The organism is Paraliomyxa miuraensis (genome assembly GCF_026337845.1).
Lineage (GTDB): Bacteria > Myxococcota_A > Polyangia > Nannocystales > Nannocystaceae > Paraliomyxa > Paraliomyxa miuraensis.
The window spans coordinates 206548-229238 of the sequence record NZ_JAOVZF010000156.1 but is presented as its reverse complement, the minus strand read 5'-3'; the positions used below and the strand labels follow the sequence as shown (position 1 = coordinate 229238).

Below are 22691 nucleotides of genomic sequence, written 5' to 3'. Positions count from 1 at the left end.
AGTATTGAGTCATGCTATCGATCACCATACAAAGATCAATCTAGCGACCCTCCTCGCTTTCCTCCTTTCTGATGGCATCCGCCTGCGCTTTCCCCGTGGCAGTGAGTGAATACGCTACTGCGGAGGACCTTCCCTTGTGGCCAGTATGTCTCTCGGCAAGGCCTTGCGCATGAAGCGACACACTGTTTGGGTACACCTCGTTGTTTACCTGACCATAGGTTAGGCCGGCTGCTGTTGCTATCTCGCGGATGGTCATCGGCTCCGTCGACATCGCCACGAGGATTGCTCGCTGCATCATTGTCTTTGCGTCTTGTCTCCGTTCTGCCTTCTCTCGAAGCCGACGATCGCGCTCCTCTTGCCACCTTTGCTCGTCCTCATGAAGGGCCTGTTGCCATATTTGAAGATCAAATATTTCGCGAGCCCGCTTGTCCCGCTCCAAGATCTCCATACTGGAGTCACTCGGAGCATACCAGAGCCGTAGTCTCCGAGAGTAGTGAAGGCCGGCCTGTCGCGCGATCTCCTTGTGTTCCTTCTCGATCGCGAAGAAGCGGTTTCGAGTCGAGAAATCCGAGAAAACCTCTTCGAAGATTCTCTCCCTGATCTCCGAGAGCCACCCTCGCCTTTCATGTCCCTCGCTCGGCCCCTGTTCCCGGAAAGCGATCTGAGCCAGGTGCGTTGCCATTCGCGTTGCGACCTGACTGCGAAGGTCTCGCGCTCTATCAAGGAGGATTTTCATCCGCTCGTTGATCGCTTGAACCTCGGGGTCCGACCGCGACAACAAGGAGATATCCGCGCGATCCGGCTCTCTCCCGAGGTGCCTGACACAGTGATCAAATCTCGTCTCGATAAGCCCACCGAGCTCCTCAAAATCTTCTGGGAGGATTTCGTGCTTGCCATCAAAAACCAGATGGCATCCCCGACACAAGCCGGCTGCGAGCCTATGGTCATGCGCAGCTTCTAGGTCAACATCATTGATCAGCTCGATCACCGGAATGAAGTGCGCCGCCTGCAACTCCTGCGACGAGCCGCACCCAATGCACGCACGATCCCGTTTCTTGATCAGCTTCCTCAAACGAGCCTGTTGGCGCTGGCGCTCGCGTGCATACGTCCCCCTGGGTTTCGCCGCGTCACTTGCTTCACCCATGGTGGTCTCCTGTCGATGGCATCATAGCCAATAGGAGTTGCCTTCCTAACGCGGCCACCACGCGGCCAGCCGCACGCGATCCTCCTGTGCCTGCGCCCCAAGCCGCTCGAAGGACTTCTTCGCCCGCCCCGCGAGCTCGGACGCCTCGCGTCGCCCTCCGGGTTCGCTCCATAGGGCCCGGGCCAGCATCTCCTCGGCCCGCGCAAGCACCAGCTCGCTCGCCTTGCCCTCCGCGACCGCAACCGCTCGGCGGCCCAGTTCCACCGCCTCGCCCGCCTCCCCCCGAGCCAAGGCGGCATTCGCGAGCCCGATCAGCGGCACCACCACCATCGGATGCTCCGCCCCGAGCTCCTGCTCCCGGATCGCCAGCGAATCCGAGTACAGCTCGTGCGCCCGCTCGTGCCGCCCCTTGGCCGCATGCGCCTCGGCCAAGTTGGCCAGCACGATCGCCACCATCAGGTGTCGCGGCCCGAGCTCCTGCTCCCAGATCTCCCGCGCCTCCTCGTAGTGCCGCAGCGCATCGTCCCAGCGGTGCGCTGCTACCAGCGCGGCCCCGAGGTTGTTGTGCAGCTTGGCCATGAGCGACCGGTCCGACGACACCGACGCCTTGGCCAGCTCGAGCGCCCGCTGGCAGTGCTCCACCGCCGGCTCCACCCGCCCAAGCTGCCCCAGGATCCCGCACATGTTTCCGTGCGGCTTCATCAGCTGGAAGCCGTCCTCGCCGTACGCCGCCTCGTAGATCTCCAGCGCCCGCTTGGTGTGCTCGAGCGCCTCGTCGAGCCGGCCCGCCTGCTCCATCTCGGAAGCCAGCGCATCGTGGGTCACGGCCACGTTGGGATGCTGCCCACCGAGCATCGCCTCACCGATGGCTCGCCCAGCCTCGATGATCGCGATCGCCTCCTCCCGTCGCCCCTGGGCTCCCACCGCCGCGCCGAGACCAATGCGGTAGCGGGTGGTGTACGGGTGGGTGTCGCCCAGTGCATCGCTACCAAGCTTGGACGCGCGCCGGAACGCCTGCTCCGAGCCCGGATAGTCGTGCCGCTGGAACCGGATCTCGCCCTCCCGCGCATACAGCCGTGCGAGGAAAGCCTCGCCGATCGGCTCTGGTCGATGTAGCCCACGAGCGCGTTCCAAGGTGGCGAGCGCCGCTTCGATCTCACCCCGGTCCTCCTGTACGCTGGCCAGCTCGTCGAGCACCGGATAGAGCGCGACGTGGCCCGTCCCGAAGGCTTCCTCGGCGAGCTCGACCGCCTGCCGTGCGTGCTCGAGCGCCTGGTCGAGATCGCCTTGGAGCCGAAATCCCTCCGCCACGCTCGTGTGGAACCGCCCCATCGACGGATGCGCCGCCCCGAGGTTCAGCTCGGCGATCTCCATCGCCTCGCGCAGCAGCGGCAGCGCTCGGTCCGGTCCGCCCTTCACCGCCCGCAGCTCGCCCAGCGCCTGCAGGGCGCTCGCGTAGGCCAGGTGCTCGGCCCCCACGCTGCGACGCAGCAGATCGACCGCCCGTTCGTAGCTCTCCTCCGCCTCGACGAAGCGACCCTCCGAGCGGAGCAGCGCGCCGAGATCCACGTGCAGCCGAGCCTTGCGCTCGTCCACCACGTGCTCGCCCTCGAAGAGCCCGACCTTGGCCCACCAGCGTCCCTCGCCGAAGCGCATCAGCAGGATCCCGTCGACCTGGATCAGCGATCGGGCGGACTCGAACGCCACCTCGGGCAGGTCGGCCCGCTTCGCCAGCAGGTACGCCTGCTCGAGATTCTCGCGCGCCGGCTCGCCCTGCCGCTCGTGGACGTGGACCTTGCCCCGCTGCACGAGCGCCCGGGCCAGGACCGCATCCGAGCCGAGCCGGTTCGCGTCCTCCACCGCCTCGCTGGCCAGCTCGAGAGCCTCGGCGTAGCGGCCCGCGCCCTCCAGCGCCACCGAGCGCGCGACCCGGGCCAGGATCGCCTCGGCCTGGGTCGCGGCCTCACCGTCCTTGGGTAGCTCGCCGCGATGCCGCACGTGCTCGAGGTCGGCGCACGCGGCGATGGGCTCGAGCGCCGCGATCGCCTCGTCGCTGTGCACGAGCATCTCCGCGTCCGGCTCGGCGTAGACCTCGGTCAGCGCCGCGAGGGACCGCCGCCGCGCATCGAGGCAGGCCATCCGCAGATCCATCAGCTCGGTCGACTGCTCCCCGCGCACCCGGGCCGCCTCGCAGGCATCGCGATGGCCGGCGATCCATGCCTCGGCGTACCCATCGAGCTCGCGCTCGAACCTCCCCCACGCCTCCGGGGCGAAGCCCGCCTCGGTGCGCAGGAACGCCTGCTCGAGCTCGGCCTTCGTCGCGTCATCCCACGCCCCGACCAAGTGGCTCGCGGCGCCCGTGCAGAGCTGCGAGTCATCCTGGGCCAGCACGAGCGTTGCGGCCCCGACCGTACCCGTCAGGCCCATCGCGCCCAGCCAAAGCCACCGCTTGCTCGCCAGCGGCGGTACGGCCTCCCCCCGCATCCGCGCCTGGGCCCGTTGCAACACCCCGAGCAGCGCATCCATGCTCCGGTGCCGCCCCTTGGGCGCGAACGCCAGCCCCTTCCGCAGTGCCTTCTCGATCTCGTCCGGGCACTCCACCTCGAACGACCGCGTTACCTGCCCCTTGCGGATCGACTCGAGCAGCGCCGGGATCGTCTTCCCCGTGAACGGCCGCCCGCCGAAGATCATCTCCCACGCCGTCACACAGAACCCGAACTGGTCGCACGCCGCATTGGCCGCGAGCGACAAGAGCTGCTCCGGCGCCATGTAGGCCGGCGTTCCCACCAGTGCCCCGGGCCGGGTCAGCGGCGCATCGGAGACGAGGTCCAACAGGTTGCCCTCCGGTGGTGGGCTCGGCTCCTCGTCGCGCACCACCTCGAGATGCCGTCGGCCCTTGCCTCCGCGCGGCTCGTCGACCCGCACCACCCCGAAGTCCACCACCCGCACGCGTCCGTCCGCGCCGATGAGCACGTTGCTCGGCTTGAAGTCGCGGTGCACCAGCCCGGCCCGATGCGCCGCGGCCAGGCCCTCGCCCGCCTGTACCAGCAGCTCGAGCACCTCACCCAGGCGCTCGGCCGAGCCTGGAGGAGGATGCCGCTGCAACCACTCCCGCAGCGTGACGCCCTCGACGAACTCCATCGCCACGAACAGCCGCCCGTCGTGCGTGCCCACGTCGTGCACCGCCACCACGTTCGGATGCGACAGCCGAGCCAGCGCCTGCGCCTCGCGAACCAGCCGCGGATCGTCCTTGGCGTCGCGCTCCTCGTGCAGCACCTTCAGCGCGATCTTGCGGTCGAGGTTGGGATCGTAGGCCGCATGCACCTGGCCCATCCCGCCCGCCCCGATCCGCTCGAGCACGTGGAAGCGGCCGACCTGCCCACCCGGGCGGATCCCGGAGTCGTGCGTCCTGGATCCAGAATCGAGGCTCCCCGTCCTCGGCGCGCCGGTCAACGTGGGATCACCAGATGGCTCGTCGTCGTACGGCACCTTCGGGCAAGCAGCCTAGGGTAGCGAGGATCGAGCGCATCCACGAAGGGGCAGCGCGGTCGCGAGCGGACGGTGACGGGGGATTTGGGACCGGCGGTGAAGGCGATGCGCAGCGAACGCGGTACGTGCGTGTCGCAGCCTTCACCGACGGCGGTTCGAACTCGGCTCCATACACCGCTGTCCTGGGGCGCCGCGTCCGAAGCGAGCAGCATCGACGCGGCCAGGGCGGGGCGGCGTTCCTGGGGCGACCAGGGCGGCGTTCCTGGGGCGACCAGGGCGGCGTCCCTGGGGCGACCAGGGCGGCGTCCCTGGGGCACAAAAGACCACCTTCCCGAAAGCCTCAGTCCTAGAAAGGAAGTTAGCGCTGAATCTCGTTTCAGGGCCTCACCGGTTACGTGCGGACGGCGGAAGGAGAAGTTGGCTGTTCGACTCGACACGCTAGGTATTCGTGACACAGATATCGAGAGGAGGTCATATGCAGAAGACACCCAAACCGGCGGCGCCGAGGACTGCCGAGGAAATGATCGAGCAACATGCGACGCTTGCCCAAGTGCGATACTGTCGTTCCTACGACCATCATGTCTATTTCATTGCCGACGACGGAGCGGAAGGCTGGATTGCGTTGGGCGGCAACGCCTTCGCCATCGCGGCTGCGGCAAACGCCACCGCCCACCTCGGCGTCAAAGTCATGTTCGTCTATTCGGGCTACACCCCAGGCCGTGAACCCGGAGGTGGAACGTTCCAGTCCGTTTTGATTGCGATCCCATGGCTGACTGCGCCGGACGATCGTGAGATCGGCCGGCCGTGACCGTGGAGATTGGCGCGCGTGAACGCCGAATCGGCGTTCGTGAACGCCGGGATCACCGCTTCGTGAACACCTGGCCGACCCGGCAATGGCGACGACGAGGGTCAGTGGCTCGACCGCATCCACGCGGAGGCGAGATGGCGAAGCGACTGACGATGAAGAAGATCCGCGAGATCCTGAGACAGAAGTGGGTGCTCGGCAGCAGCCATCGCGACGAGGCGCGCAGCCTCGGCGTGAGCGTCGGTGCCGTGAGCTCGGCGGTCGCCCGGGCCACGCACGCCGGGCTGACGTGGAGTGACGTCGAAGCCCTCGGCGAGGTCGAGCTCGAGCACCGGCTCTTCGGCGCGAGGTCGAGCCCGGCGCGTCGCGTCCGCTGCCGAATTTCCAGTACGTGCACGCGGAACGTCGCCAGCCCGGTATGACGCTTGAGCTGCTCCACCTCGAGTGCCTGCAGGAGCATCCCGGCGGGTACCGCTACACGCGTTTCTGCGACCTGTACCGCGAGTGGCTCGGCGACGCGGGCTGACGATGCGCCAGGTCTACATCGCCGGCGAGCACACCTTCGTCGACTACTCGGGCAAGAAGCCATGCATCGTCGACCGGGACACGGGCGAGGTGATCGAGGCCGCCTCGAACTACACCTACGTCGAGGCGACGCGCACCCAGCAGAGCCCGGAGTGGATCCGCAGCCACACCAACGCCGTGGAGTACTTCGGCAGTGTGACGCGAGCGTTCACGCCCGACCAGCTCAAGAGCGGCGTGACCAAGGCGTGCCGATACGAGCCGACGATCTAGCGCACGTACCAGGACTGGGCCGAGTACTACGGCACGGCCATCGTGCCCGCGAGGCCGGGCAAGCCCAAGGGACAAGGCGAAGGTCGAGAACGGCGTGCTCATTGCTCAGCGCTGGATCCTGGCCTGTCTGCGCAACAGACCTTCTACTCGATTGCGGAGTTCAACGAGCGGATCGCCGAGTTGCTCAAGCGACTCAACACGCGCACAATGAGGCACTACGGTGCGAGCCGCCGCGAGCTCTTCGAGCGGCTGGACAAGCCGGCGATGCGACCGCTTCCTCGCGAGCGCTACGAGTACGCCGAGTGGGCCGAGACCGGCGTTGGACCCAACTACCACGTCCACGTTGGGCACCACCACTGCTCGGTACCGCACTCGCTGTACCGCGAACGCCTCGACGTCCGCACCACGGCGACGACGGTCGAGGTCTTCTTCAAGGGGCGCCGGATCACGTCGCACGTCCGCAGCTCCGTGCGCAACGGCTACACGAGGAAGCCATGTGCCTGCCGGACGCCGACCCATCGAGTTGGCCACGGACAGGGCATCGGCGAGTGAGGCTGAACGCGAGTCGCATCGCCCTTTCTATCGGCCACCGAGCCCGAGCGTTGCAGGGAAAGTGCGAGGAAAATTCTCTGCCTGAATCCGGGCCGACCGCGATCGCCACGGCAGAGAGAGCCCCACTTGAGGCGTCGGCTCCCCAGGTCGCGTCCATGCGGAGCCCGGTGTCGCACTCCACACGACCCGTGCCCTACTCCCACGGTAGCCCCATCTCGGCCGCATACGCGGCCGCGGTCGCCTGCTCCTCCGGATCGAAGTAGGGCGTCAGGGCTCGCGAGGGACATCGCCGACCGTCCGCGCCCACGATAGCGGGCGCGTGATGGATGTGCGAGGCCAGTCTCCACGAGGCGTCCAACAAGACCATGCGGGCTTCGTGGACCATGCAGCGGTCGCCGATCTCCCGACCGATGCGATACCAGGACATCGGTGCTTCTACGTGCTCCCAGAAGAGGGGGCACCACCGGCCGTTCGCACCCGCGCGCACCCAGTACGGGACCCGGTCCGCTGGTGTCCACGAGTCGCACGCCCCGAGCCGTATCCCGGCCCCGACTTCCGCCTCCGTGTAGTCCGGCGGAAGGCACAGCACCAGCTGAAAGGTCGCTCGAGCATGCTCCTCATCCCTGTACCACAGGAGGCGGCCGTTCCAACCGAACGCGATCGTCTTCAGGAGCTGCTGGTGGAACCCTTGGGCTGCCTTCGCATGCGCCGCTCTACAGAGCCACCGTTTCGCGCGCTCGTGCCGTCGATACCACCGGAGCGCATCTTCAACCGCTCCGACCTCCTCGGCCTCGGTGACCGCGGTTGCCAGCCTCCCCTGGACGATCGCGTAGAGGTCCGCCAAGGCATTGGGGGCCTCCGTGATCGGCCCGGTGCGTTCCACCGACCGGCTCGTGTCCGGCATGCCCTCGAGTCTCAGTTGGGTCGTCGCCACTCGCACTGCCTCCACACGGGGATCCGATAGTCCTGCCACCGCTTGGCGTACTGCCGAAGCACCGGCACGAGCTCGCCGTGCCCCTCCGCTTCCAGCCGCTGCTCCTCACTGGCCAGCGCATCGCCGCCGCCAAGCGCGGGAGTCCGTGCCGCGGTCGGGCTCGGCCCGCCCATGACCTCGCCTGCCCAGCGACCGCGCTCGGTGTCGTCGACGAGCTCGAGCCACAGGCAGGGCTCGGCGTGGAGCATCGCCTTGATCGCCCGGCTCATCTCGCAACCATCGACCCACGCGCCATCCCTCCAGGCGACCATCAACACCAGGACGCCCTCGTAGACGAATATCGGCCGCAGGTGTTGGACTGCCGTCATGAGATCGGTACAGACCATGGGCTCCACTGCGCATTCGATCGGCATCTCCGCGACCTGGGCCAGCGTCCAGACCTCCCACTCCATGGGCTCATCGGTCTTCACGGTCTCTGCGTCGTCAGTGAGCACGATCGGTCTCATGGGCGCATCCAAATCGGTCGCCGCATGCCTTCGAGTAGGCATCCACGGGAGTGCTTCGAGCGAGCCCATCTCGGCTCGCCTTCCATCGCGGTCGACTCATGGCTCTCGTACCACCCTGCGGCCACGCCGACCATTGGGTTAAATGCAACCCCCCTTGGCCCCCTTTGGCCGCCCACCCTGGGCTCTCACAGCCCATGGGCGCACCCGTTCGATCACTCCGGCAGGATCAGTGGCGTCGCCGGATCCGCGAGCGGGCCTTCACCAAGTAGCGCGAGCTCGTAGGCCAGCACCGCCGCTGCTACTGCGTGGGCCCGGTAGAGCTGCTCCTGCAGCGGGCTGGTTGGTAGCTCTTCGAGCTGGCCCGCGTCCACCAACCTCACGACGGCCTCGGCCGCGCTCGCGAGACTGCACAACGCATCGCCGAGATCTCGGGAGACCGCCTCGTGCGCGTCGCCCCACTCCTTCTGTTGGTAGATCGACGCCTGCTCCAGCACCCCCACGGCCGTGCCGCGCTTCGGCCGAGTCGGCGCGGCGCGCTCGGGATCGCCCAGCGCCTCCCAGCGCTCGGTCACCCGCACCACCTCGGTGGCGTGGAGCAGCGCGAGGCAGGCGCCGTCGAGCCGTACCACGATCTTCCGCACCCACTGGTCCGAGATCTCCTCGGGCCACCACGTGCAGTCCTTCACCGTCGCCCCCAGCAGCGCGATTGCCTTGGCGATCGCAGGGGCCAGCTCGACCCGCACCAAGGTCTCGAGCCCAGCCCGGTCCCGACGCAGCAGCGCCGCCGATGCCGCGGCCTTCCACTCCGCCGGGGTCAAGCGCTGGGCGCCATCGAGGTCGGGCCGCTGGCCCATCGCGTGGGCGATCGCGAGGGAGTCGACGAGCGGGAGCGGAGTCGGGCTGATGGCGGGTCGCACGTGCCTGCTGGGCGCCTCCGACCGGGATCGTTGCATGGAGGCACCGGATCGTGCGGGCGAATTCCGCGGCGATCCACTATGAGCGGCCGTAGGCGGTCTACGCTGCACAGGCGACCATCGCGCACGACGCGAGTCGCCACGACCAGATCCTCGAGACGTGGCAGCGAATGCCGACGTCCCTGCTCAACCCAACCGAGGACGATCGCCGAGGCCAACCTCGGATTGCCGACGGTCGGACACCACGGCCGGTGATCCCGATCGGCCCGCCCAACGTGGTCGCCGTCGGAAGACCTCGAGCATCCGACGCCCCAGGCGATCCACCGCGACTCGTCGCCGAAGCTCGATGGCGAGCTCGTGCTCGCAGCGACCCAGATGACGACCAAACACCCGCGCCACCTCGACGATGCTGTCGCGCTTGGGCAGCGCCCCATGGTCCAGCCACGCGTCGATCGCATTTCGGCTACGACGAAGCAACCGAGCCAACTCGTCGCGAGAGAGCCGCTTCGAACCGGCCGCTTGCCACCGACGAAGCAGCGCTCGAACCCCTCCGCTTCGTCTTGGGGACGCGTCGTCATCTCCGACGACGGAGAGGCAATCGGCGACGCTTGCCATGACGAAGCCTCGGACGATCAGCACCGGGATCGCCCACGGCCCCCCCGAGGATTCGAGCAGGTTGGACATCGATGAGGCCGTGCCTCGGAACCCATCCCAGGCAACCGTCATGCACGTGAGTAGCTCCTCGGAGCCCACCAACGTCACGTCGCCGAAGCTCGCGCGGGCGCTCCGTGCAATCTCGCTGATGATGCGCTCCTGGCTCGTCGGACGCACGGGCTCGCCTCGAAACCAACGCTGCGCGGTCGACCCCCGGAGTGTCTCGCTCTCCGGCCGCAGATCGCAGGTCTCGACGAGGACTCCCAGCAAGCACCCGCTGGAGGGGAGGTGGCCGCGGGCCCATCCATCGACGACGGTCGACCCGTGCGATCCGATGGGCTTCGTGGCCATCCTCTCCCCCTGCGTCATGAGAATCGGCGGCGCACCGACGTACGCCACCAGTCCCGTATTCCTCTACTTGCCCTTCTTCCCCTCGCCACCGCGGTTGGGGTTCAGCTGGGCCCCGCGGTTGCCATGCGCCTTGTCGTGCTGCGGGTTGTTGGGGTTCTTGACGTCGGAGCGCTGATCGTTGGAGCTGGGGGTTCCTTGTTTGGCCATGGCCACATCCTTCTTTCGGGAGTGGTGCCCACGGACATCGAGGGCACCAGGGTGGTCGGCCAAAGATGGTGCGGATCTCCTGCCCCCGCAGCCCAAGTCGAGCGGTCAATCGAAGGAATCTCGTAGTGGTTCGCGATGGTCCGTTCGGGCCGCCAGCCGGAACCTCGATCCCTCGAACGAGCTCACCGCCCTTGGAACGCCTTTCAGAGGCGGTTTGCGCCATTCCAGCCGGGAATTCGATCGCGCCACACGCGCGGAATATTGACATTCGCCCCCGACGTCGTGCACGCTGAGCACCGGCGCAAGCGAAGGCGGAAGCTCACCCAATACTCACTCTCACCCACATCCCAGCCGGCGGGCTGGGACACCTCCTAGCGCAAGGGCGGTGTTAAAGTTGGCTATAACGCCGGCCTGTGATCCCAAACCGCCGAATTCCCGCTCGTACGCCAGAATTGGCCCGCGACCACGTCAGCCATGAAGATCGCCAACCCCACTCACCCGCTGCGACCAAGCCTCCCGAGCCACCAGGCCCCGAACGCAAAAAGCCCCGAGATCCTTGAAGATCTCGGGGACTTTGCGGGGCGGACGGGGCTCGAACCCGCGACCTCCGGCGTGACAGGCCGGCGTTATAACCAAACTTAATACCGCCTTGGCCCTAGGCGGTCTCGATCCCGGAGTCGCGAACGCCCCAGCGCGGGGAGCATCGCCTACCGCCTACCGACTCAGCAAGACCGCAATACGCTCGCGCTCGGTTCGGGCAAGCGCATCGTAGTGGCCCGCACGCTCGCCGTGCCCGAGCCGAGTCGCCAGTGCGCACAGCTTCTCCAGGAGCACCAGCGAGGTACCAACGCCGTGGCTCAGGAGCTGCTCGGCCCATGCGAAGGCCTGCGCAGCCCCTTGCGGGTCCGCGTGGGCGGCCAGGCCGAGATCCACCGCGACCTCGACCGCCATGCGTCCGAGCCCGACCTGCTCGAAACCCTCCACTTGCAGGAGCGCCTCGCGTAGCGGTGTGAGCCGCTCGAGCCCCGCGTGTACCCAGCCGGCGGCGGCGTAGATCTTCACCGCGCGCTCGAGCGCGCTGGCGCGGTCCCAGACGAGCTCGGGGAGCTGCTCGTCGAGCTTCGCTTGGGCCTTCGCGGCGTCTTCGGTGTTCCCGAGCTCGCTCCACCAATAGCGCGCTTGCTCGAGCACCTGCCGCTCGGTCGCGCTGCCCGGCTCGGCGCGACCGAGCTCCTCGGACTGCCACGCGTGCAGGATCTCCGCGCCCGCCTCGAGATCTCCGAGGTCGATGCAGATCCCCAGCCTGGCCAGCGCGGGCTCGTCCTCCCAGCGCGCGGGAAAGTCCCGATGTTGCCGCTTCCACCACGCGTCGACCTCGTCCTGGGTGCAGCGTGGCTCGTTGCCGTTCCCCGCCAGCTCGATGAACGCGTCGCGCTCGGGTCGGTCCGACGCCAGCACCATCGCCCACGTTCGAGCGACCCCACAAGCGAACAGCGTCTCCACGTCGAAGCCACACGCGGTGTCGAAGTTGGCGCGCTTGGCCTCCAACAGCAGCCACGAGAGCGAGACGTCATCGAGCGTCGCCGCCAGGAACGCGGCCAACCGGAGGCTGTCGGCATTGCCCTGGAACGGGCTCTGCTGTGCGTACCGCACCTCCTGATCCAACAGGTGCACGACCAGCTCCCGATCCTCGGGCCGCCGATCGTATTGCAGCCCCAGCAAGACGGCATACCGAGCCCGGGCATGAGCATCCCGCCACGTCGCCCCCTCGCCCTCGAACGCACACGCCACCTCGTCCCAGGCCGCCGGCCCGGTGCGCAGGCGCTGGAGCACCAGCGGGATCTCGGCGAGCTTCATGGCGGGCTCGCGCGAGGATACCAGGTCGAGATGCAGCCGGCGGCCGCGCTCGCGCTCATGCGATCACGGCGAACGGGTGCGCCGGGATCGGCCTCGCCGACGAGACGGGCCGGGCGTGGATCAATACGAGGGCGGATCCTTGCCGGACCGCTCGCGGTAGGCCGTGGCCGCCTCGTACTGCACGTCGATCCCCACGCCTTCCAGCTCGTCCGGCGCGAGCGTCGGATCGGCGAGGCAGCGCTCGTAGAACGCGCGCCCCTGCGCGACCACCCACCCGCAGACGTCTTCGAGGTCGTGGTCGTAATCGTAGGAGTCGCTGTCCTCGATGGCCTCACTGACGTCGCCGGCCAGATCCTGGAAGGTCCAGACGAAGCGGATCAGCGTCGGCTCGTCGAGCGTCCGCAGCTCGGCCGCGAAGGCATCCCAGTCGCGTCGCGCGAGCTCGACCCAGGCCCAGAAGCGGTCGAGCTCCGCACCGGTTTCGAAGACGGTGAGATCATGCATCGGAGTCGCGCAACCAAGATCCTAAGCCAGTTGGCGAGGCTGCGCAGAGAACTCGGAAGAGGCTTCGGACCGGTCGCGCAATCTGCGCAGACGCGCCCATACGATCGAATCGCCCCCGATCGACACTCATACGAGAGCATGGCTTGCTCATCGATCCCTCGTTCCTCGATCGCTCGGTCGTTGGTGCCGTGGTTGCTCGCGCTCGGCTGCGGACCCGCCGTGGAGCTCGAGACCGACACCACCACCCTGGATGACGACTCCACCACCACCGTCGCCGACGATTCCACCACCACGACCCCCACCCCCACGACGGCCGACGAGACCTCGACCGGCGTGGACGACGATCCCACGATCGACCCCATGCCCGACATGGGCGATCCGCTGCCGTCACTGTGCCCGGCGGGCTCGGGCGATCTCGTGCTCGAGTGGGGCGTGACCGATGCCGCGGAGCGGGCCGACGCCGTCGCGGTGGGGGTGGGCCGAGTGGCGTGGATGGCGGGCGAGTTCGGCGACTCGCACCTGCGGGTGCTGGACCTCGACGGCAACCCGCTTTGGGACGACCCCGTACCGATGTTCGGCGGCGAGGGAGATCTGTCGCTGGAGGACCTGGCGATCGACCCGTCGGGCGGTGTGATCCTGGCAGGGGCGATGACCGGCGACTCGGGATGGTTCGCGGGGTTGTTCCGCTGGTACGACGCCGACGGCAACGTGCTGGCCGAGGACGTGCACGAGAACGCGAGCCACACGATCTGGCAGGGCGTGGCGCTGCTGCCCGACGGCGATGCGGTGGTGGCCGGCGAGAGCGAGGAGGTCATGCTCGTGCGCCGCTACACCCCGGACGCGATGGAGGCATGGACGCAGATGGCCGGGCAGAACGGGTCGCTGTGGGGCTCGCACGTGGCGGTGGCGCCCGCGGGCACGATCTTCGTGTCGGCGCACACCAACACGATTCCGGGTCCGGTGGTGCGGGCGTACGACGGCGACGGCATGCTGCAATGGAGCTACGAGGACGAGGTCGGCGGGTGGATCGACACCTCGTTCAGCGTGGCCTCCGACAGCCAGGGCCGGGCGGTCTTGCCCGTGACCTCCGAAATGGAAGATCACCGGGTGCATCGCTTCGATGCGGCCGGCTCGATCGAGCTGACGATCCCGCTCGACTTCGGCGCCAACGCGGTGGCCGTCGACGCCGACGACTCGATCGTGGTGGCGGGGGCGATCAACGGGCAGAGCACGGTGGTGGTGGAGCGCTATGCGGCCGACGGCACGCACCTGGCCCGCTACGAGCGCGAGGGGCGGTTCGCCACGGGAGTGGCGGTGGACGAGGACTGCCACGCGTACGTGGTCGGCTACACCAACTTCGTGGGCGCATGGCTCGACCGGCTGCGGTGAGCGCTCGGTCGTGCGTCAGGAGGTCCTGCGAGTCTCAAGAGAACTCGTAGAGCAGCTCGAACCATCGCTGCGTCCTCGCATCCATCGGCGCGCCACCATGGGCAGAATGGAACGAGGCGACCTCGTGAGCTCCGAGCGTGATCTCGGGCTCGGTCCTCAGCGCCAGGGCAATGTCGTATCGAGGATCCCCGCAATCCCCACCGGACCAGTCGATCAACGACAGCACACCGCCTTCGTCGATCAGCACGTTGTCGAGGGACGGATCCCCGTGAATCAACACCTCGGGGACCGGGGCGGGACGTGACTCTTCCAGCCAACGAAGCAGCCCCTCGTCGCCATCGCACCAGTCGAGGTTCGCGCGAGCCTGCTCCAGCTTGCGGCTGATCCAGTCCTTCGGCTGCCCGAGCGCTTCGGGAATCCTCGCCGAGTGCAAGGCTCGCAGGAACAACCCGAGCCGCTGCAAGAGCGGCCCTCGCTCCCCGTCCGGCGCTTCGAGCATTGCGCTCCACAGCGAGCGGCCCGGAAGACAGGACATGACGAGCCAGGCTTCGGGCCCCGACGAGCCGCTCTGCTCGGTATGGTCGATGACGTTCGGTACCGGCAACCCGAGATGCGCAATCGCGAGGAGTACCTCGTGCTCCCGGCGTAGCCAGGTCAGGTAGATCGGGTTCGTGCACCGCTTCAGGACGACGGTGCCGGAGGTACCGACCGCAAGCGCGACCTCCGAGGTCATCCCCTGGGCCGGCCAGACGAGTTCGGCCCCGACAGGGAGATGTCTCTGCAGCGCCGACGGAATCTCGTCGATGTCGAATCCGGTCATCGGCTCCACCTTGCCAGAACCAACGGCAAGTGGCCCGGATCGCGTCGAGCCCTCGCCCGCCGCCATGCCCGCCCCGGCGTCGTCCCCGGTCGAGCGTGCGCCGACGCGATCTCGTGTCACCTAGTCCGAGGAGCACCGTGTCGATCCCCGAAGTCACCGAAGAACTCGAGGGCGCCAGCAACGACGCCCGTGAGCGCTACCGCGAGCTCCTCGAGGAGCTGCGCACGATCATCCCCGGCGTGCAGGTGCTGTTCGCGTTCCTGCTGACCGCACCGTTCGCCACGCGCTTCGATGCGCTCGATGCCCTGGGCGTGCGGGTGTTCGCGGTCGCGCTGGCCTCCGCCGGCCTCGCCACCGTCGTGCTCCTGACGCCCGCGGCCTACCATCGCCTCGCGCCCCGTAGCGATCGTCACCAGCGTATCGTGCTCGGTGTCCGCGTGACGATCGCCGGCATGGCCTTGCTGGCCGTGTGCATCGCGTCGTCCATCTTCGTGGTGGGCCGGCTGCTCTCCATGACCGCCGGGGAAGCACCACCCGTGCTCTCTCCCACGACGCTCGGGCTCGTGATCGCCTCCCTCGTGGCCGGGACCGCCGTCGCGCTCTGGTTCGTGCTGCCGCTCGTGCGCCGCAATCGCCGATCGCACGCGCGCCAAGAAGAGGAACGCGAAGCAGCAGAAGAAGAATAGGACGAGCGCGATCGGGAGTGGATGCGAATCAGTGCCCGCCCCAGGCTCCGCCCATGTCCTCGGCGTGGCCGTCCTGCCCGACCAGCTCCATCGGCCGGCTGGTCTGGCGCGCGGACTGCACGGCATCTCGCAGCCGCTCGAACAGCTGGCGGTGGTTCGGCAGCCCGTGGAGCAACAGCTCGGGATCCGACTTGTCCGTGCCCACCAGCAGCACCCGCCCGTTGCCGGTGAGCCGATCGAAGAGGGTCTGCGAGTACCGCACGTCGAGCACGCGCCACAGCTCCAGGCTGTCGACGTGCTTGCTGATGATCCCCTTCTCGGTCTCTACGCGCCGCAGCGTGACCTTGTAGCGCGTGGTCACGTGGCGCAAGAACACCAGCAGCATGCCGGGCAGGCCCACCAGACCCAGCACCCACAGCGGCATGGTGGCGAAGAAGTCGATCTTGCCCAGCAGCACGGCGAGGGTGATGCCGACGATGGTCACCAGGATCCACTTGCTGTACCCGGCGATCGACACGCTGTGCTTGGCCTGGCCCTCGTAGATCACGTCGTCGTGGGGACCCGCGTTCGAGCCGGCAGGGGGACGAGCGTGCGCGGGGTTGGGGGACTGCGGTTGCATGGGGCCTCCTGCGGGATGGGGGTGGGCGGGGGACGCGACCAGGGCGGCGGGTCCAGGGGCAGGGTACCCCGGCCCGGGGCCTGCTGGCTGCCCCATGCCTGGATGGGCGTGAGGCGCTGCGTATGATGGCTCGGCGTAGGGCGGGGCAACGGGCGGCACCGCCACGGGCGCATGCCCAGGCGCTGGCGCGTAGCCGGGCGCTGGCGCGTGCCCGGGCGCTGGTGCGTAGCCGTGCGCTGGTGCGTGCCCGGGCGCTGGCGCATAGCCGGGCGCTGGCGCGTGTCCGTGCGCTGGTGCGTGTCCGGGCGCTGGCGCGTGTCCGGGCGCTGGCGCGTGTCCGGGCGCGGCGGGGCCGGTCCCCTCCGGAAACGCACCGGAATCCTCGGGAACGAGATGCGACCAGCCGGCCGCGGGGCGCGAGGGGGGAGGCCCGTGGCTCATGCGGGCAGTTTCTCAAACCGATGGATGCAGGCACAAGCGAGCGCACGGAGGCGGTATGATGGACCTCCGATGCACCTGGCCCACGCAACGCTGCGCGGTGTGGCCCCGTTTGGCGAGCTGCAGGCCGACTTTTGCGACGAGCACGGCAAGCCACGCGCGATCACGATCGTCCACGGCGGCGCGGGCGTGGGCAAGACCACGCTGCTGCAGGCGCTGGCCTGTACGCGACCGGGACATGCAACGGTCGCGTCGGGTTTGCCCCCGACCGATGAGGGTCCCCCGCAGGTGCGCTGTGCTTGGCACCTGGGCGAGGACGAACCGGCACGGCCCCATCCGCTGCTGGTGAGCACGCCGGGCGGCAGCAGCTCGCTGCTGCCACCGTCGTCCGAGGACGACGGGGCGCTGCAGCGCCGCGAGCAGGCGCTGTTCGACCGCCGCGCACGCGAGCAGGGGGGCTTCGTGTTCCTGCTGTTTCCCGCCAACCGCTGGTTCTCGCGGCAGGCGGTGTCGCTGCACGCTCCTTCGCGAAGCATGCTGCGCTACGACGTGCGCGCGACGACGTCGTTCGATCAGGCCAGCAGCGCCGATCTCACCCGCGAGACCAAGCAAGCGCTGGCCTACGCGGCGATCTCGTCGGCGCTGTCGGGGCGACGCGAGCACGGCCCCACCGAGCGCCGCCGCGTCGACCCACGCCTGCTGGGCGCCGCCATGCGCGAGACGGTCGACGGCATCGTGCGCCTGACGGGCATGCGCTACGAAGGGCTCGATCCCCTGAGCTTCGAGCCCCGCTTCGTCTCCGTGGGGGGCCGCGCGCTGGACTTCGATGCGCTCCCCACCCGTACCCGGCACCTGGTGGCCTACGTGGCCATCACCATCAAGACGCTCTGGGCGGCCTACCCCACGGCGGATCCGCGCACGGCGGAGGGCGTGGTGGCGATCGATGACGTCGACCTCCACCAAGACGCCCACGTGATGGCCGAGCTGGTCCCCACCCTGCGATCCTCGCTGCTGGGCGTGCAGTGGATCCTCACCACCGCATCGCCGACGTTGGCCGCCAGCGTGGCGCCGGGCCAGATCCTCGCGCTGCGCCGCCTGGGCGAGGACGAGCCGGTGAGCCTGTTCGTCGACGCCCACGCCCGTACGCACTGACGGGACGAGAACCCGTCAGATCCACTCGCCGGGGAGCACCACGAACGGCCCGTCGTCGGGATGCCCCTCGGCGTCGGCCTCCTCGACCTCCTCCGGCGCGGGGGTGGCTCGAGCGGCGGCGATCTGTGCGCGCTGGCGCCTGATCTCCGGCTCGAGTTCTTGGTGGATCCGATTGAGGCGGGCGATGAGCGCGGAGTCGAGGCCATCGCCGCGATGCACGGCCTCGTAGAAGGCATCGAAGACCTCGGCGACGTGAGGGGCGACCGCGTCGGACTCGGGGGCTCGCTGGGTGCGGGCCTGGGGTTGCACGGCGGCCACGGCGGCCTCCACGTCGGCGTCGACGTCGAGCCAGGCCAGCGTCCTGGTGATCACGCCGCGGGGATCCTCGAGCACGCCATCGTAGGACTGCACGTGGCAGGCGTAGCCGCGCACGCTCAGGTCGCGCAGGAAGGTGATGTGATCGTCCCACCACTCGAGCGCGGGGGGCATGCGGAGCCGCGCGGCCCGAGCCCGCCTCCGATCGCTTCGCATGTTCCGCTCGTCGAGCACATGGAGCCGATGCAGCGAGGCCTCGTACTCCCGCCACGGCCGCACGGTCACGATCACGCGATCGAGGTAGGCGGCGTCGGTGCGGACGAGCCCGGGCAGGAACACCTTGACCGCATGGCCGCGCGCGTCGCTGGCCCGCACGTACTCGCCGGTGATGGGGTGGGGGTTGGTCCGGTAGTACACGCCGTGCCGCAGGAGCGACTCGTGAAAGCCATGGGGGTTGGCCTGCCGCAGGCTCTGCTCCCAGTTGCCGGGGAATGCCTCGCCGATGACGGGCAGGCCCGCCGCAACGAGGATCTGCATCCACATCGAGGTGCCGGCACGGCGGGTCCCGGAGACGACGATCACGGGGACGAACGATAGAACATCGACGACGGGGCCGCGCGGCACGAAATCCCACCAGAGCGACCCCGATGTGGCAGGACCTGATAGGGTTGGTCCCGCATGGCGCCGCCCCTCCCGCTCGCCAACGTGGCCGGCCCCCTCGCGCTGAGCTTCACGGCCGGCCGTGCGGCGATGGTGAGCGAGCCGGCCCCGGAGGCGTCCATGTCGGTGCCGGCCCCCCCTCGTCTGCCCCCGGTTCCCGGCGAGATGGACGAGACGACCGAGACGACCTCGGACGCCCCGTCCGAGACCTCGCCCGAGTCGCCCTCCGAGAGCGAGCCGCCGCAGCCCGAGCCCGTGTCCACGCCGGCACCCGGCCCCATGGCTCCGTTCGAGGCGGCCTATGACGACGAGGATCCGCTGGAAGGCGCAGGGCGCCGCGACGAGCCGGCCTCGGGTTCCGATGCGGCCGCCGTGCTGCTGCGGCCCAACACCAAGCGCTTCTCGTTCAGCCTGTTCGTGGGCGGGTCCAGGGCGCTGCGCAGCAGCTACACGTACTTCAACCAGTCGGACTTCAAGGCCGAGGCGGCCATCGGCGGGTTCGATCGGAGCTTCACCTTCGGCGGGTTCGGGGTCGTTCAGGTGACGTCCGGCTTTCCGTTCAACACCCTCACGCTGGCCCCACGACTGACCGTCAATCGCCAGCTCGTCCCCAAGTACGCGTTCTACTTCACCACCAACGTGACCGTGGGCTATCGCGCCACGACGTACACCGGCTATGGCTTCTTGCAGGGCCTGGCCAGCATCGGCTACCACTCGGCGCTGATCGGCGTGGGCGCGGGGATCTCGGCCGTCCTCGGCGAGCGCCTGCTGCTGAGCTTCCGCCCGCTCGAGCTCGAGCTTGCGGTTCCTGCCCCCTCGACCGTGCAGATCAACTGGAGCGCCATGGGTGGCCTCGGAGTGCTGTGGGGCCGCGACTGAGTCGCCCTTGCCTGGTATCGTGACCGCAGATGGCGCCTCCGCTTCCACTCGCCAACGTGGCCGGGACCCTGGCGCTGAGCTTCACCGCCGGCCGGGCCGCGCCCGCGAGTGAGCCTCCGATCCAGCGGCCCACGGTGCCCGCACCTCCCAGTCAGCCGACGACCCAGCCTCCGGGCGAGCCCGAGGCCGGCGAGCCGACCACGCCCGAGCCTCCGAGCGACGCCGCCACGCCCGAGCCTCCGAGCGACACCGCCACAGCCGAGCCTCCGAGCGACGACGCCACGCCCGAGTTCACGGAGACGACCCCTCCTCCGGGCCCGACCGTGAGCGCGCCCATCGGGCGGGCTGCGCTCGAGGATCCGTTCGAGCCGACGTCGTACGATCCACCGGTCGCCTCGCCGCGGCTGCTGCGGCCCAATGGGCGGCAGTTCATGTTCAACCTGTTCGTGGGGGGCTCTCGGGCGCTGCGCGGGTACTCGTACTACGGCGGCTCCGAGTTCAAGGCCGAGGCCGAGGTCGGTGGCTTCGACCAGCGCTTTCGGGTCGGCGGGTTCGGGGTGCTCCAGGTCAACTCGAGCTTTCCGTTCAACACCTTCACGTTCGCCCCGCGCCTGAGCCTGAACCGCCAGATCATCCCCAACTTCGCGTTCTACTTCACGACCAACCTGACGCTCGGCTATCGTCTGTGGGCGTCGGTCTTCGAGTATTCGGGGCCCTCGTACGACGCCGGCGGCTACGGCTACTACGACTACGATCAAGGCAACGATACCAGCCGCTACTTCTATCACAGCGCCGTGCTGGGCGTGAGCTGGGGAGCATCGGCCATCATCGCCGAGCGCCTGCTGCTCAGCTTCCGACCGCTCGACCTCGAGCTCGTGATCCCGGCGCCCATGTTCATCCAGACCAACTGGAGCGTGATGGGCGGCGTGGGCATCCTGTGGGGCAGCAGCTCGAGCGAGAAGAGACGCACGTCCAGGCGAAGCTCGCGTAGACGCAGGGGATAGGCCGGGCTGCTCGGAACACTGGCCCCGGCAGACGCGGCGCCAGCAGCTCCGCTGGGAGGCCCCGTCTACATGCTTCTATCGCAACCGGTCCTGCCAGTAACCTGGCCGACGGCTCGTATGCGCCACCGCGATGACGGCGCGCTCGCCCGCGACGATCGCGGTGATTACCTGGTACTGGAATCGACCGAGCGGGAACCGCCGAATGTCGTGACCGGGCTCCACGTTCGGCAGGAACACCCGCGGTCCGCTGTGAGGGAATCGAGCTGCGCGGGCAACCTTTGCCTCGACCTCGTCGAGGAACAGCTCACCATACCCCTCGCGTTCGCTCTCGTACCACTCCACTGCTTGCCATAGCTCTTCTGCGGCCTGGGCCTCGAAGGGAAGCTCCATTAGCGGGCTCGCAGGATTTCACGAGCGCGAGCGGAGACGTCGGCGCCGGGGATCAACCGCGACTCGCCCCGCTCGACCGCCGCGATCCGCCGCCCGAGCTCCTCGCTCCACTCCGGCGAGAGACCAGGATCTCGACCCTCGAGACTGTCGTTGAGCGCGTCGACCAGCGCCGCCCGCTCCTCCTCGGGGAGGGCAAGGGCGCTCTCGAAGACTTGCTTGGCGGCCGCGGTCACGCACCGAGCATAGGGGAACCGGGGCCGGGCTGCCACCACCTCTCGGTGGCGATCGCGAGAGGGCGGGCGCGACTCACCAGTAGTCGCGCTCGATCGCCTCGCAGTAGGCCATCAAGTTGGGGCGGGCCGCCACCGCTTGCTGAAGCGGACCGTTCCACGGTGGGCACCGGGCCGCCACCAAGAAGGCGTAGGCGATGGCGTCCACACTCGAGCGCCGGTCGAGCACGGCGGTGCCGTCGCCCACCAGCTCGGCGAGCGCGGCGAGGTCCCGGCGGGTCCGCTCGAGGATCGCCTCGGAGGTCAGGCGCCCGAAGCCCTGCCCATGGAGGGCCCGCCGCATTGGGCCACGCAGCACGGCCGGCACGAGCGTGGACATGGGCCACGGCAAGGCGCCGAAGTAGGCGACCCGAGTCTGAGCCCAGTGCGCATCGATGATCCATCGGTCCCAGGCGATCACCCAGTAGAAGTGGTCCTCCAACATTCGGGTGACCGCCGTCTGCAGCGCTTGGCTCCGCGCATCGAGGCCTTCGTCGAGGGTCACGCCATGCTCGGCGGTCAGCGCTTCGATGATGGCCCCGCTGTCGGCGAGCAGGCTGCCGTCGGAGCGCTCGATGTATGGCACCTTGCCGGTGGCGGACCGCGGCGGCCGGTTCAAGACCCGCGCCTGGTAGGGGATCTTCGCCATGCGCAGCCAGGTCTCGAGCTTGATGCAGAACGGGCTCGTGCTCGGAGCGCCCCAGCAGGGCACCGTCTGCCACAAGATCATCTTCGGCTGGGAGTCACTCATGGGGCGTTTCTAGCCCAGACCTCGGCAAGTGTGAGCATTCGTCGGCAACCCCTCGATTTCGTCCCGCTCGGGCCATGGTGGCCAACCGGTGAGACGAAGCCCGGCCAACGGGCGGACCACCCTCGAAGAACTCGCCTTGCAAGCCATTGGGATCGTTGAGGGTGGTCTCCGGAACAGGACTTGCTCATACGGTGGGCATGTTCCACCGAGTCCACATCCTCAATCTCCTTCGTCTGACCCTGATCGCCACGCTCGCGGGCATCGGCACGTTCGATGGCACGGCATCTGCAGCCACGCCGTCGATCCAAGCCTTCGTGCTCGCGCCGGCGATCGAGGGTCGGGTCAACCTCAACACCGCCACCTCGGAGCAGCTGCAGCTGCTACCCGGGGTGGGTCCGGCAACGGCCGGCAAGATCATCGCCTATCGAGAGCGACACCCCTTCAAGGCGGTGATCCACGTGATGCGGATCGAGGGCATCGGCCGCAAGCGCTTCGAGGCCATGCGGCCGTACCTCGCGATCGACGGTGAGACCACGCTGCACGTGGTCGCGCCCGGGGCGTAGCCCGCACACACCACGACGAGAGCTCCCTTGCTCCATCCCCGGCG

Annotated in this window: 24 protein-coding genes and 1 tRNA gene; 10 read left to right on the top strand and 15 right to left on the bottom strand. The window is 68.5% G+C overall.

Going from position 1 to position 22691, the window contains the following annotated elements:
• Positions 1 to 40: 40 nt before the first annotated feature.
• Both OEB96_RS26395 and OEB96_RS26390 read right to left on the bottom strand, forming a co-directional pair.
• Positions 41 to 1144 (bottom strand): hypothetical protein, encoded by a 1104-nt coding sequence (locus OEB96_RS26395; protein WP_266219511.1) that lies wholly within the window; start codon positions 1142 to 1144, stop codon positions 41 to 43.
• Between the two features lie 45 nt (positions 1145 to 1189).
• A complete protein-coding gene (locus OEB96_RS26390; RefSeq protein WP_266219510.1) occupies positions 1190 to 4633 on the bottom strand; it encodes a serine/threonine-protein kinase in 3444 nt (1147 codons plus the stop codon).
• A 475-nt stretch (positions 4634 to 5108) separates the two neighbouring features.
• On the opposite strand from OEB96_RS26390, the gene OEB96_RS26385 reads away from it, so the two are divergent.
• The 4 genes from OEB96_RS26385 (at position 5109) to OEB96_RS26370 (ending at position 6785) form a co-directional block, all read left to right on the top strand.
• On the top strand, positions 5109 to 5441 hold the full coding sequence (locus tag OEB96_RS26385) for a hypothetical protein (RefSeq protein WP_266219509.1): 333 nt from the start codon (positions 5109 to 5111) through the stop codon (positions 5439 to 5441).
• Positions 5442 to 5593: 152 nt separating this feature from the next.
• Positions 5594 to 5860, top strand: a complete 267-nt coding sequence (locus OEB96_RS26380; RefSeq protein WP_266219508.1) for a hypothetical protein — start codon at positions 5594 to 5596, stop codon at positions 5858 to 5860.
• A 106-nt stretch (positions 5861 to 5966) separates the two neighbouring features.
• Positions 5967 to 6233, top strand: coding sequence for a hypothetical protein (locus tag OEB96_RS26375; protein ID WP_266219507.1), 267 nt, complete (start codon positions 5967 to 5969; stop codon positions 6231 to 6233).
• A 264-nt stretch (positions 6234 to 6497) separates the two neighbouring features.
• Positions 6498 to 6785 (top strand): Mu transposase domain-containing protein, encoded by a 288-nt coding sequence (locus tag OEB96_RS26370; protein WP_266219506.1) that lies wholly within the window; start codon positions 6498 to 6500, stop codon positions 6783 to 6785.
• 193 nt (positions 6786 to 6978) lie between these two features.
• Here the strand turns inward: OEB96_RS26370 and OEB96_RS26365 are convergent, their stop codons facing one another.
• The 7 genes from OEB96_RS26365 to OEB96_RS26335 form a co-directional block, all read right to left on the bottom strand.
• Positions 6979 to 7689, bottom strand: a complete 711-nt coding sequence (locus tag OEB96_RS26365; protein WP_266219505.1) for a hypothetical protein — start codon at positions 7687 to 7689, stop codon at positions 6979 to 6981.
• 11 nt (positions 7690 to 7700) lie between these two features.
• Positions 7701 to 8213: a hypothetical protein gene (locus tag OEB96_RS26360; RefSeq protein WP_266219504.1), complete on the bottom strand. Its 513-nt coding sequence runs from the start codon at positions 8211 to 8213 to the stop codon at positions 7701 to 7703.
• 224 nt (positions 8214 to 8437) lie between these two features.
• Positions 8438 to 9178 carry a hypothetical protein gene (locus OEB96_RS26355; RefSeq protein ID WP_266219503.1) on the bottom strand — a complete coding sequence of 247 codons (741 nt, stop codon included), beginning with the start codon at positions 9176 to 9178 and terminating at the stop codon, positions 8438 to 8440.
• 1029 nt (positions 9179 to 10207) lie between these two features.
• Positions 10208 to 10351: a hypothetical protein gene (locus tag OEB96_RS26350; RefSeq protein WP_266219502.1), complete on the bottom strand. Its 144-nt coding sequence runs from the start codon at positions 10349 to 10351 to the stop codon at positions 10208 to 10210.
• Between the two features lie 580 nt (positions 10352 to 10931).
• A tRNA-Asp gene (locus OEB96_RS26345) sits at positions 10932 to 11002 on the bottom strand.
• A 63-nt stretch (positions 11003 to 11065) separates the two neighbouring features.
• Complete coding sequence (locus tag OEB96_RS26340; protein WP_266219501.1) at positions 11066 to 12208, bottom strand: hypothetical protein; 1143 nt, start codon at positions 12206 to 12208, stop codon at positions 11066 to 11068.
• Positions 12209 to 12328: 120 nt separating this feature from the next.
• On the bottom strand, positions 12329 to 12712 hold the full coding sequence (locus OEB96_RS26335; RefSeq protein WP_266219500.1) for a DUF4240 domain-containing protein: 384 nt from the start codon (positions 12710 to 12712) through the stop codon (positions 12329 to 12331).
• 183 nt (positions 12713 to 12895) lie between these two features.
• Here OEB96_RS26335 and OEB96_RS26330 point away from each other — a divergent pair, with 183 nt between their 5' ends.
• Positions 12896 to 14101 carry an NHL repeat-containing protein gene (locus OEB96_RS26330; RefSeq protein ID WP_266219499.1) on the top strand — a complete coding sequence of 402 codons (1206 nt, stop codon included), beginning with the start codon at positions 12896 to 12898 and terminating at the stop codon, positions 14099 to 14101.
• Positions 14102 to 14135: 34 nt separating this feature from the next.
• Here the strand turns inward: OEB96_RS26330 and OEB96_RS26325 are convergent, their stop codons facing one another.
• Positions 14136 to 14987, bottom strand: a complete 852-nt coding sequence (locus OEB96_RS26325; protein WP_266219498.1) for a phosphotransferase family protein — start codon at positions 14985 to 14987, stop codon at positions 14136 to 14138.
• A 71-nt stretch (positions 14988 to 15058) separates the two neighbouring features.
• Between OEB96_RS26325 and OEB96_RS26320 the strand changes: the two genes are divergently transcribed.
• Positions 15059 to 15607, top strand: coding sequence for a DUF6328 family protein (locus OEB96_RS26320; protein ID WP_266219497.1), 549 nt, complete (start codon positions 15059 to 15061; stop codon positions 15605 to 15607).
• 28 nt (positions 15608 to 15635) lie between these two features.
• Here OEB96_RS26320 and OEB96_RS26315 read toward each other — a convergent pair whose 3' ends face one another.
• Positions 15636 to 16226, bottom strand: coding sequence for a PH domain-containing protein (locus OEB96_RS26315; RefSeq protein ID WP_266219496.1), 591 nt, complete (start codon positions 16224 to 16226; stop codon positions 15636 to 15638).
• 510 nt (positions 16227 to 16736) lie between these two features.
• On the opposite strand from OEB96_RS26315, the gene OEB96_RS26310 reads away from it, so the two are divergent.
• The gene (locus OEB96_RS26310; protein WP_266219495.1) at positions 16737 to 17816 is read left to right on the top strand and encodes an ATP-binding protein; all 1080 of its coding nucleotides are present in this window, start codon (positions 16737 to 16739) and stop codon (positions 17814 to 17816) included.
• Between the two features lie 15 nt (positions 17817 to 17831).
• Here OEB96_RS26310 and OEB96_RS26305 read toward each other — a convergent pair whose 3' ends face one another.
• Positions 17832 to 18713, bottom strand: a complete 882-nt coding sequence (locus OEB96_RS26305; protein ID WP_266219494.1) for a hypothetical protein — start codon at positions 18711 to 18713, stop codon at positions 17832 to 17834.
• Between the two features lie 96 nt (positions 18714 to 18809).
• On the opposite strand from OEB96_RS26305, the gene OEB96_RS26300 reads away from it, so the two are divergent.
• Positions 18810 to 19670, top strand: a complete 861-nt coding sequence (locus OEB96_RS26300) for a hypothetical protein (protein ID WP_266219493.1) — start codon at positions 18810 to 18812, stop codon at positions 19668 to 19670.
• 29 nt (positions 19671 to 19699) lie between these two features.
• Entirely contained in the window at positions 19700 to 20674 is a 975-nt protein-coding gene (locus OEB96_RS26295; protein WP_266219492.1) for a hypothetical protein, read from the top strand.
• 75 nt (positions 20675 to 20749) lie between these two features.
• Here the strand turns inward: OEB96_RS26295 and OEB96_RS26290 are convergent, their stop codons facing one another.
• The 3 genes from OEB96_RS26290 to OEB96_RS26280 all read right to left on the bottom strand — a co-directional run bounded on the left by OEB96_RS26290 (position 20750) and on the right by OEB96_RS26280 (position 22084).
• Complete coding sequence (locus tag OEB96_RS26290) at positions 20750 to 21064, bottom strand: type II toxin-antitoxin system RelE/ParE family toxin (protein WP_266219491.1); 315 nt, start codon at positions 21062 to 21064, stop codon at positions 20750 to 20752.
• On the bottom strand, positions 21064 to 21297 hold the full coding sequence (locus OEB96_RS26285) for an addiction module protein (protein ID WP_266219490.1): 234 nt from the start codon (positions 21295 to 21297) through the stop codon (positions 21064 to 21066). The genes OEB96_RS26290 and OEB96_RS26285 overlap by 1 nt, the downstream gene beginning before the upstream one ends.
• Positions 21298 to 21370: 73 nt before the next feature.
• Entirely contained in the window at positions 21371 to 22084 is a 714-nt protein-coding gene (locus OEB96_RS26280; RefSeq protein WP_266219489.1) for a glutathione S-transferase family protein, read from the bottom strand.
• Between the two features lie 197 nt (positions 22085 to 22281).
• Between OEB96_RS26280 and OEB96_RS26275 the strand changes: the two genes are divergently transcribed.
• Complete coding sequence (locus OEB96_RS26275; RefSeq protein WP_266219488.1) at positions 22282 to 22647, top strand: ComEA family DNA-binding protein; 366 nt, start codon at positions 22282 to 22284, stop codon at positions 22645 to 22647.
• The last annotated feature ends 44 nt before the right edge of the window (positions 22648 to 22691 follow it).

Excerpts from the sequence above, each read along its gene's own strand:
- OEB96_RS26395 (WP_266219511.1), bottom strand. The coding sequence starts at position 1,144 with ATGGGTGAAGCAAGTGACGCGGCGAAACCCAGGGGGACGTATGCACGC.
- OEB96_RS26385 (WP_266219509.1), top strand. The coding sequence starts at position 5,109 with ATGCAGAAGACACCCAAACCGGCGGCGCCGAGGACTGCCGAGGAAATG.
- OEB96_RS26380 (WP_266219508.1), top strand. The coding sequence starts at position 5,594 with ATGAAGAAGATCCGCGAGATCCTGAGACAGAAGTGGGTGCTCGGCAGC.
- OEB96_RS26375 (WP_266219507.1), top strand. The coding sequence starts at position 5,967 with ATGCGCCAGGTCTACATCGCCGGCGAGCACACCTTCGTCGACTACTCG.
- OEB96_RS26370 (WP_266219506.1), top strand. The coding sequence starts at position 6,498 with ATGCGACCGCTTCCTCGCGAGCGCTACGAGTACGCCGAGTGGGCCGAG.
- OEB96_RS26365 (WP_266219505.1), bottom strand. The coding sequence starts at position 7,689 with ATGCCGGACACGAGCCGGTCGGTGGAACGCACCGGGCCGATCACGGAG.
- OEB96_RS26355 (WP_266219503.1), bottom strand. The coding sequence starts at position 9,178 with ATGCAACGATCCCGGTCGGAGGCGCCCAGCAGGCACGTGCGACCCGCC.
- OEB96_RS26350 (WP_266219502.1), bottom strand. The coding sequence starts at position 10,351 with ATGGCCAAACAAGGAACCCCCAGCTCCAACGATCAGCGCTCCGACGTC.
- OEB96_RS26340 (WP_266219501.1), bottom strand. The coding sequence starts at position 12,208 with ATGAAGCTCGCCGAGATCCCGCTGGTGCTCCAGCGCCTGCGCACCGGG.
- OEB96_RS26335 (WP_266219500.1), bottom strand. The coding sequence starts at position 12,712 with ATGCATGATCTCACCGTCTTCGAAACCGGTGCGGAGCTCGACCGCTTC.
- OEB96_RS26325 (WP_266219498.1), bottom strand. The coding sequence starts at position 14,987 with ATGGCGGCGGGCGAGGGCTCGACGCGATCCGGGCCACTTGCCGTTGGT.
- OEB96_RS26315 (WP_266219496.1), bottom strand. The coding sequence starts at position 16,226 with ATGCAACCGCAGTCCCCCAACCCCGCGCACGCTCGTCCCCCTGCCGGC.
- OEB96_RS26310 (WP_266219495.1), top strand. The coding sequence starts at position 16,737 with ATGCACCTGGCCCACGCAACGCTGCGCGGTGTGGCCCCGTTTGGCGAG.
- OEB96_RS26300 (WP_266219493.1), top strand. The coding sequence starts at position 18,810 with ATGGCGCCGCCCCTCCCGCTCGCCAACGTGGCCGGCCCCCTCGCGCTG.
- OEB96_RS26295 (WP_266219492.1), top strand. The coding sequence starts at position 19,700 with ATGGCGCCTCCGCTTCCACTCGCCAACGTGGCCGGGACCCTGGCGCTG.
- OEB96_RS26290 (WP_266219491.1), bottom strand. The coding sequence starts at position 21,064 with ATGGAGCTTCCCTTCGAGGCCCAGGCCGCAGAAGAGCTATGGCAAGCA.
- OEB96_RS26280 (WP_266219489.1), bottom strand. The coding sequence starts at position 22,084 with ATGAGTGACTCCCAGCCGAAGATGATCTTGTGGCAGACGGTGCCCTGC.
- OEB96_RS26275 (WP_266219488.1), top strand. The coding sequence starts at position 22,282 with ATGTTCCACCGAGTCCACATCCTCAATCTCCTTCGTCTGACCCTGATC.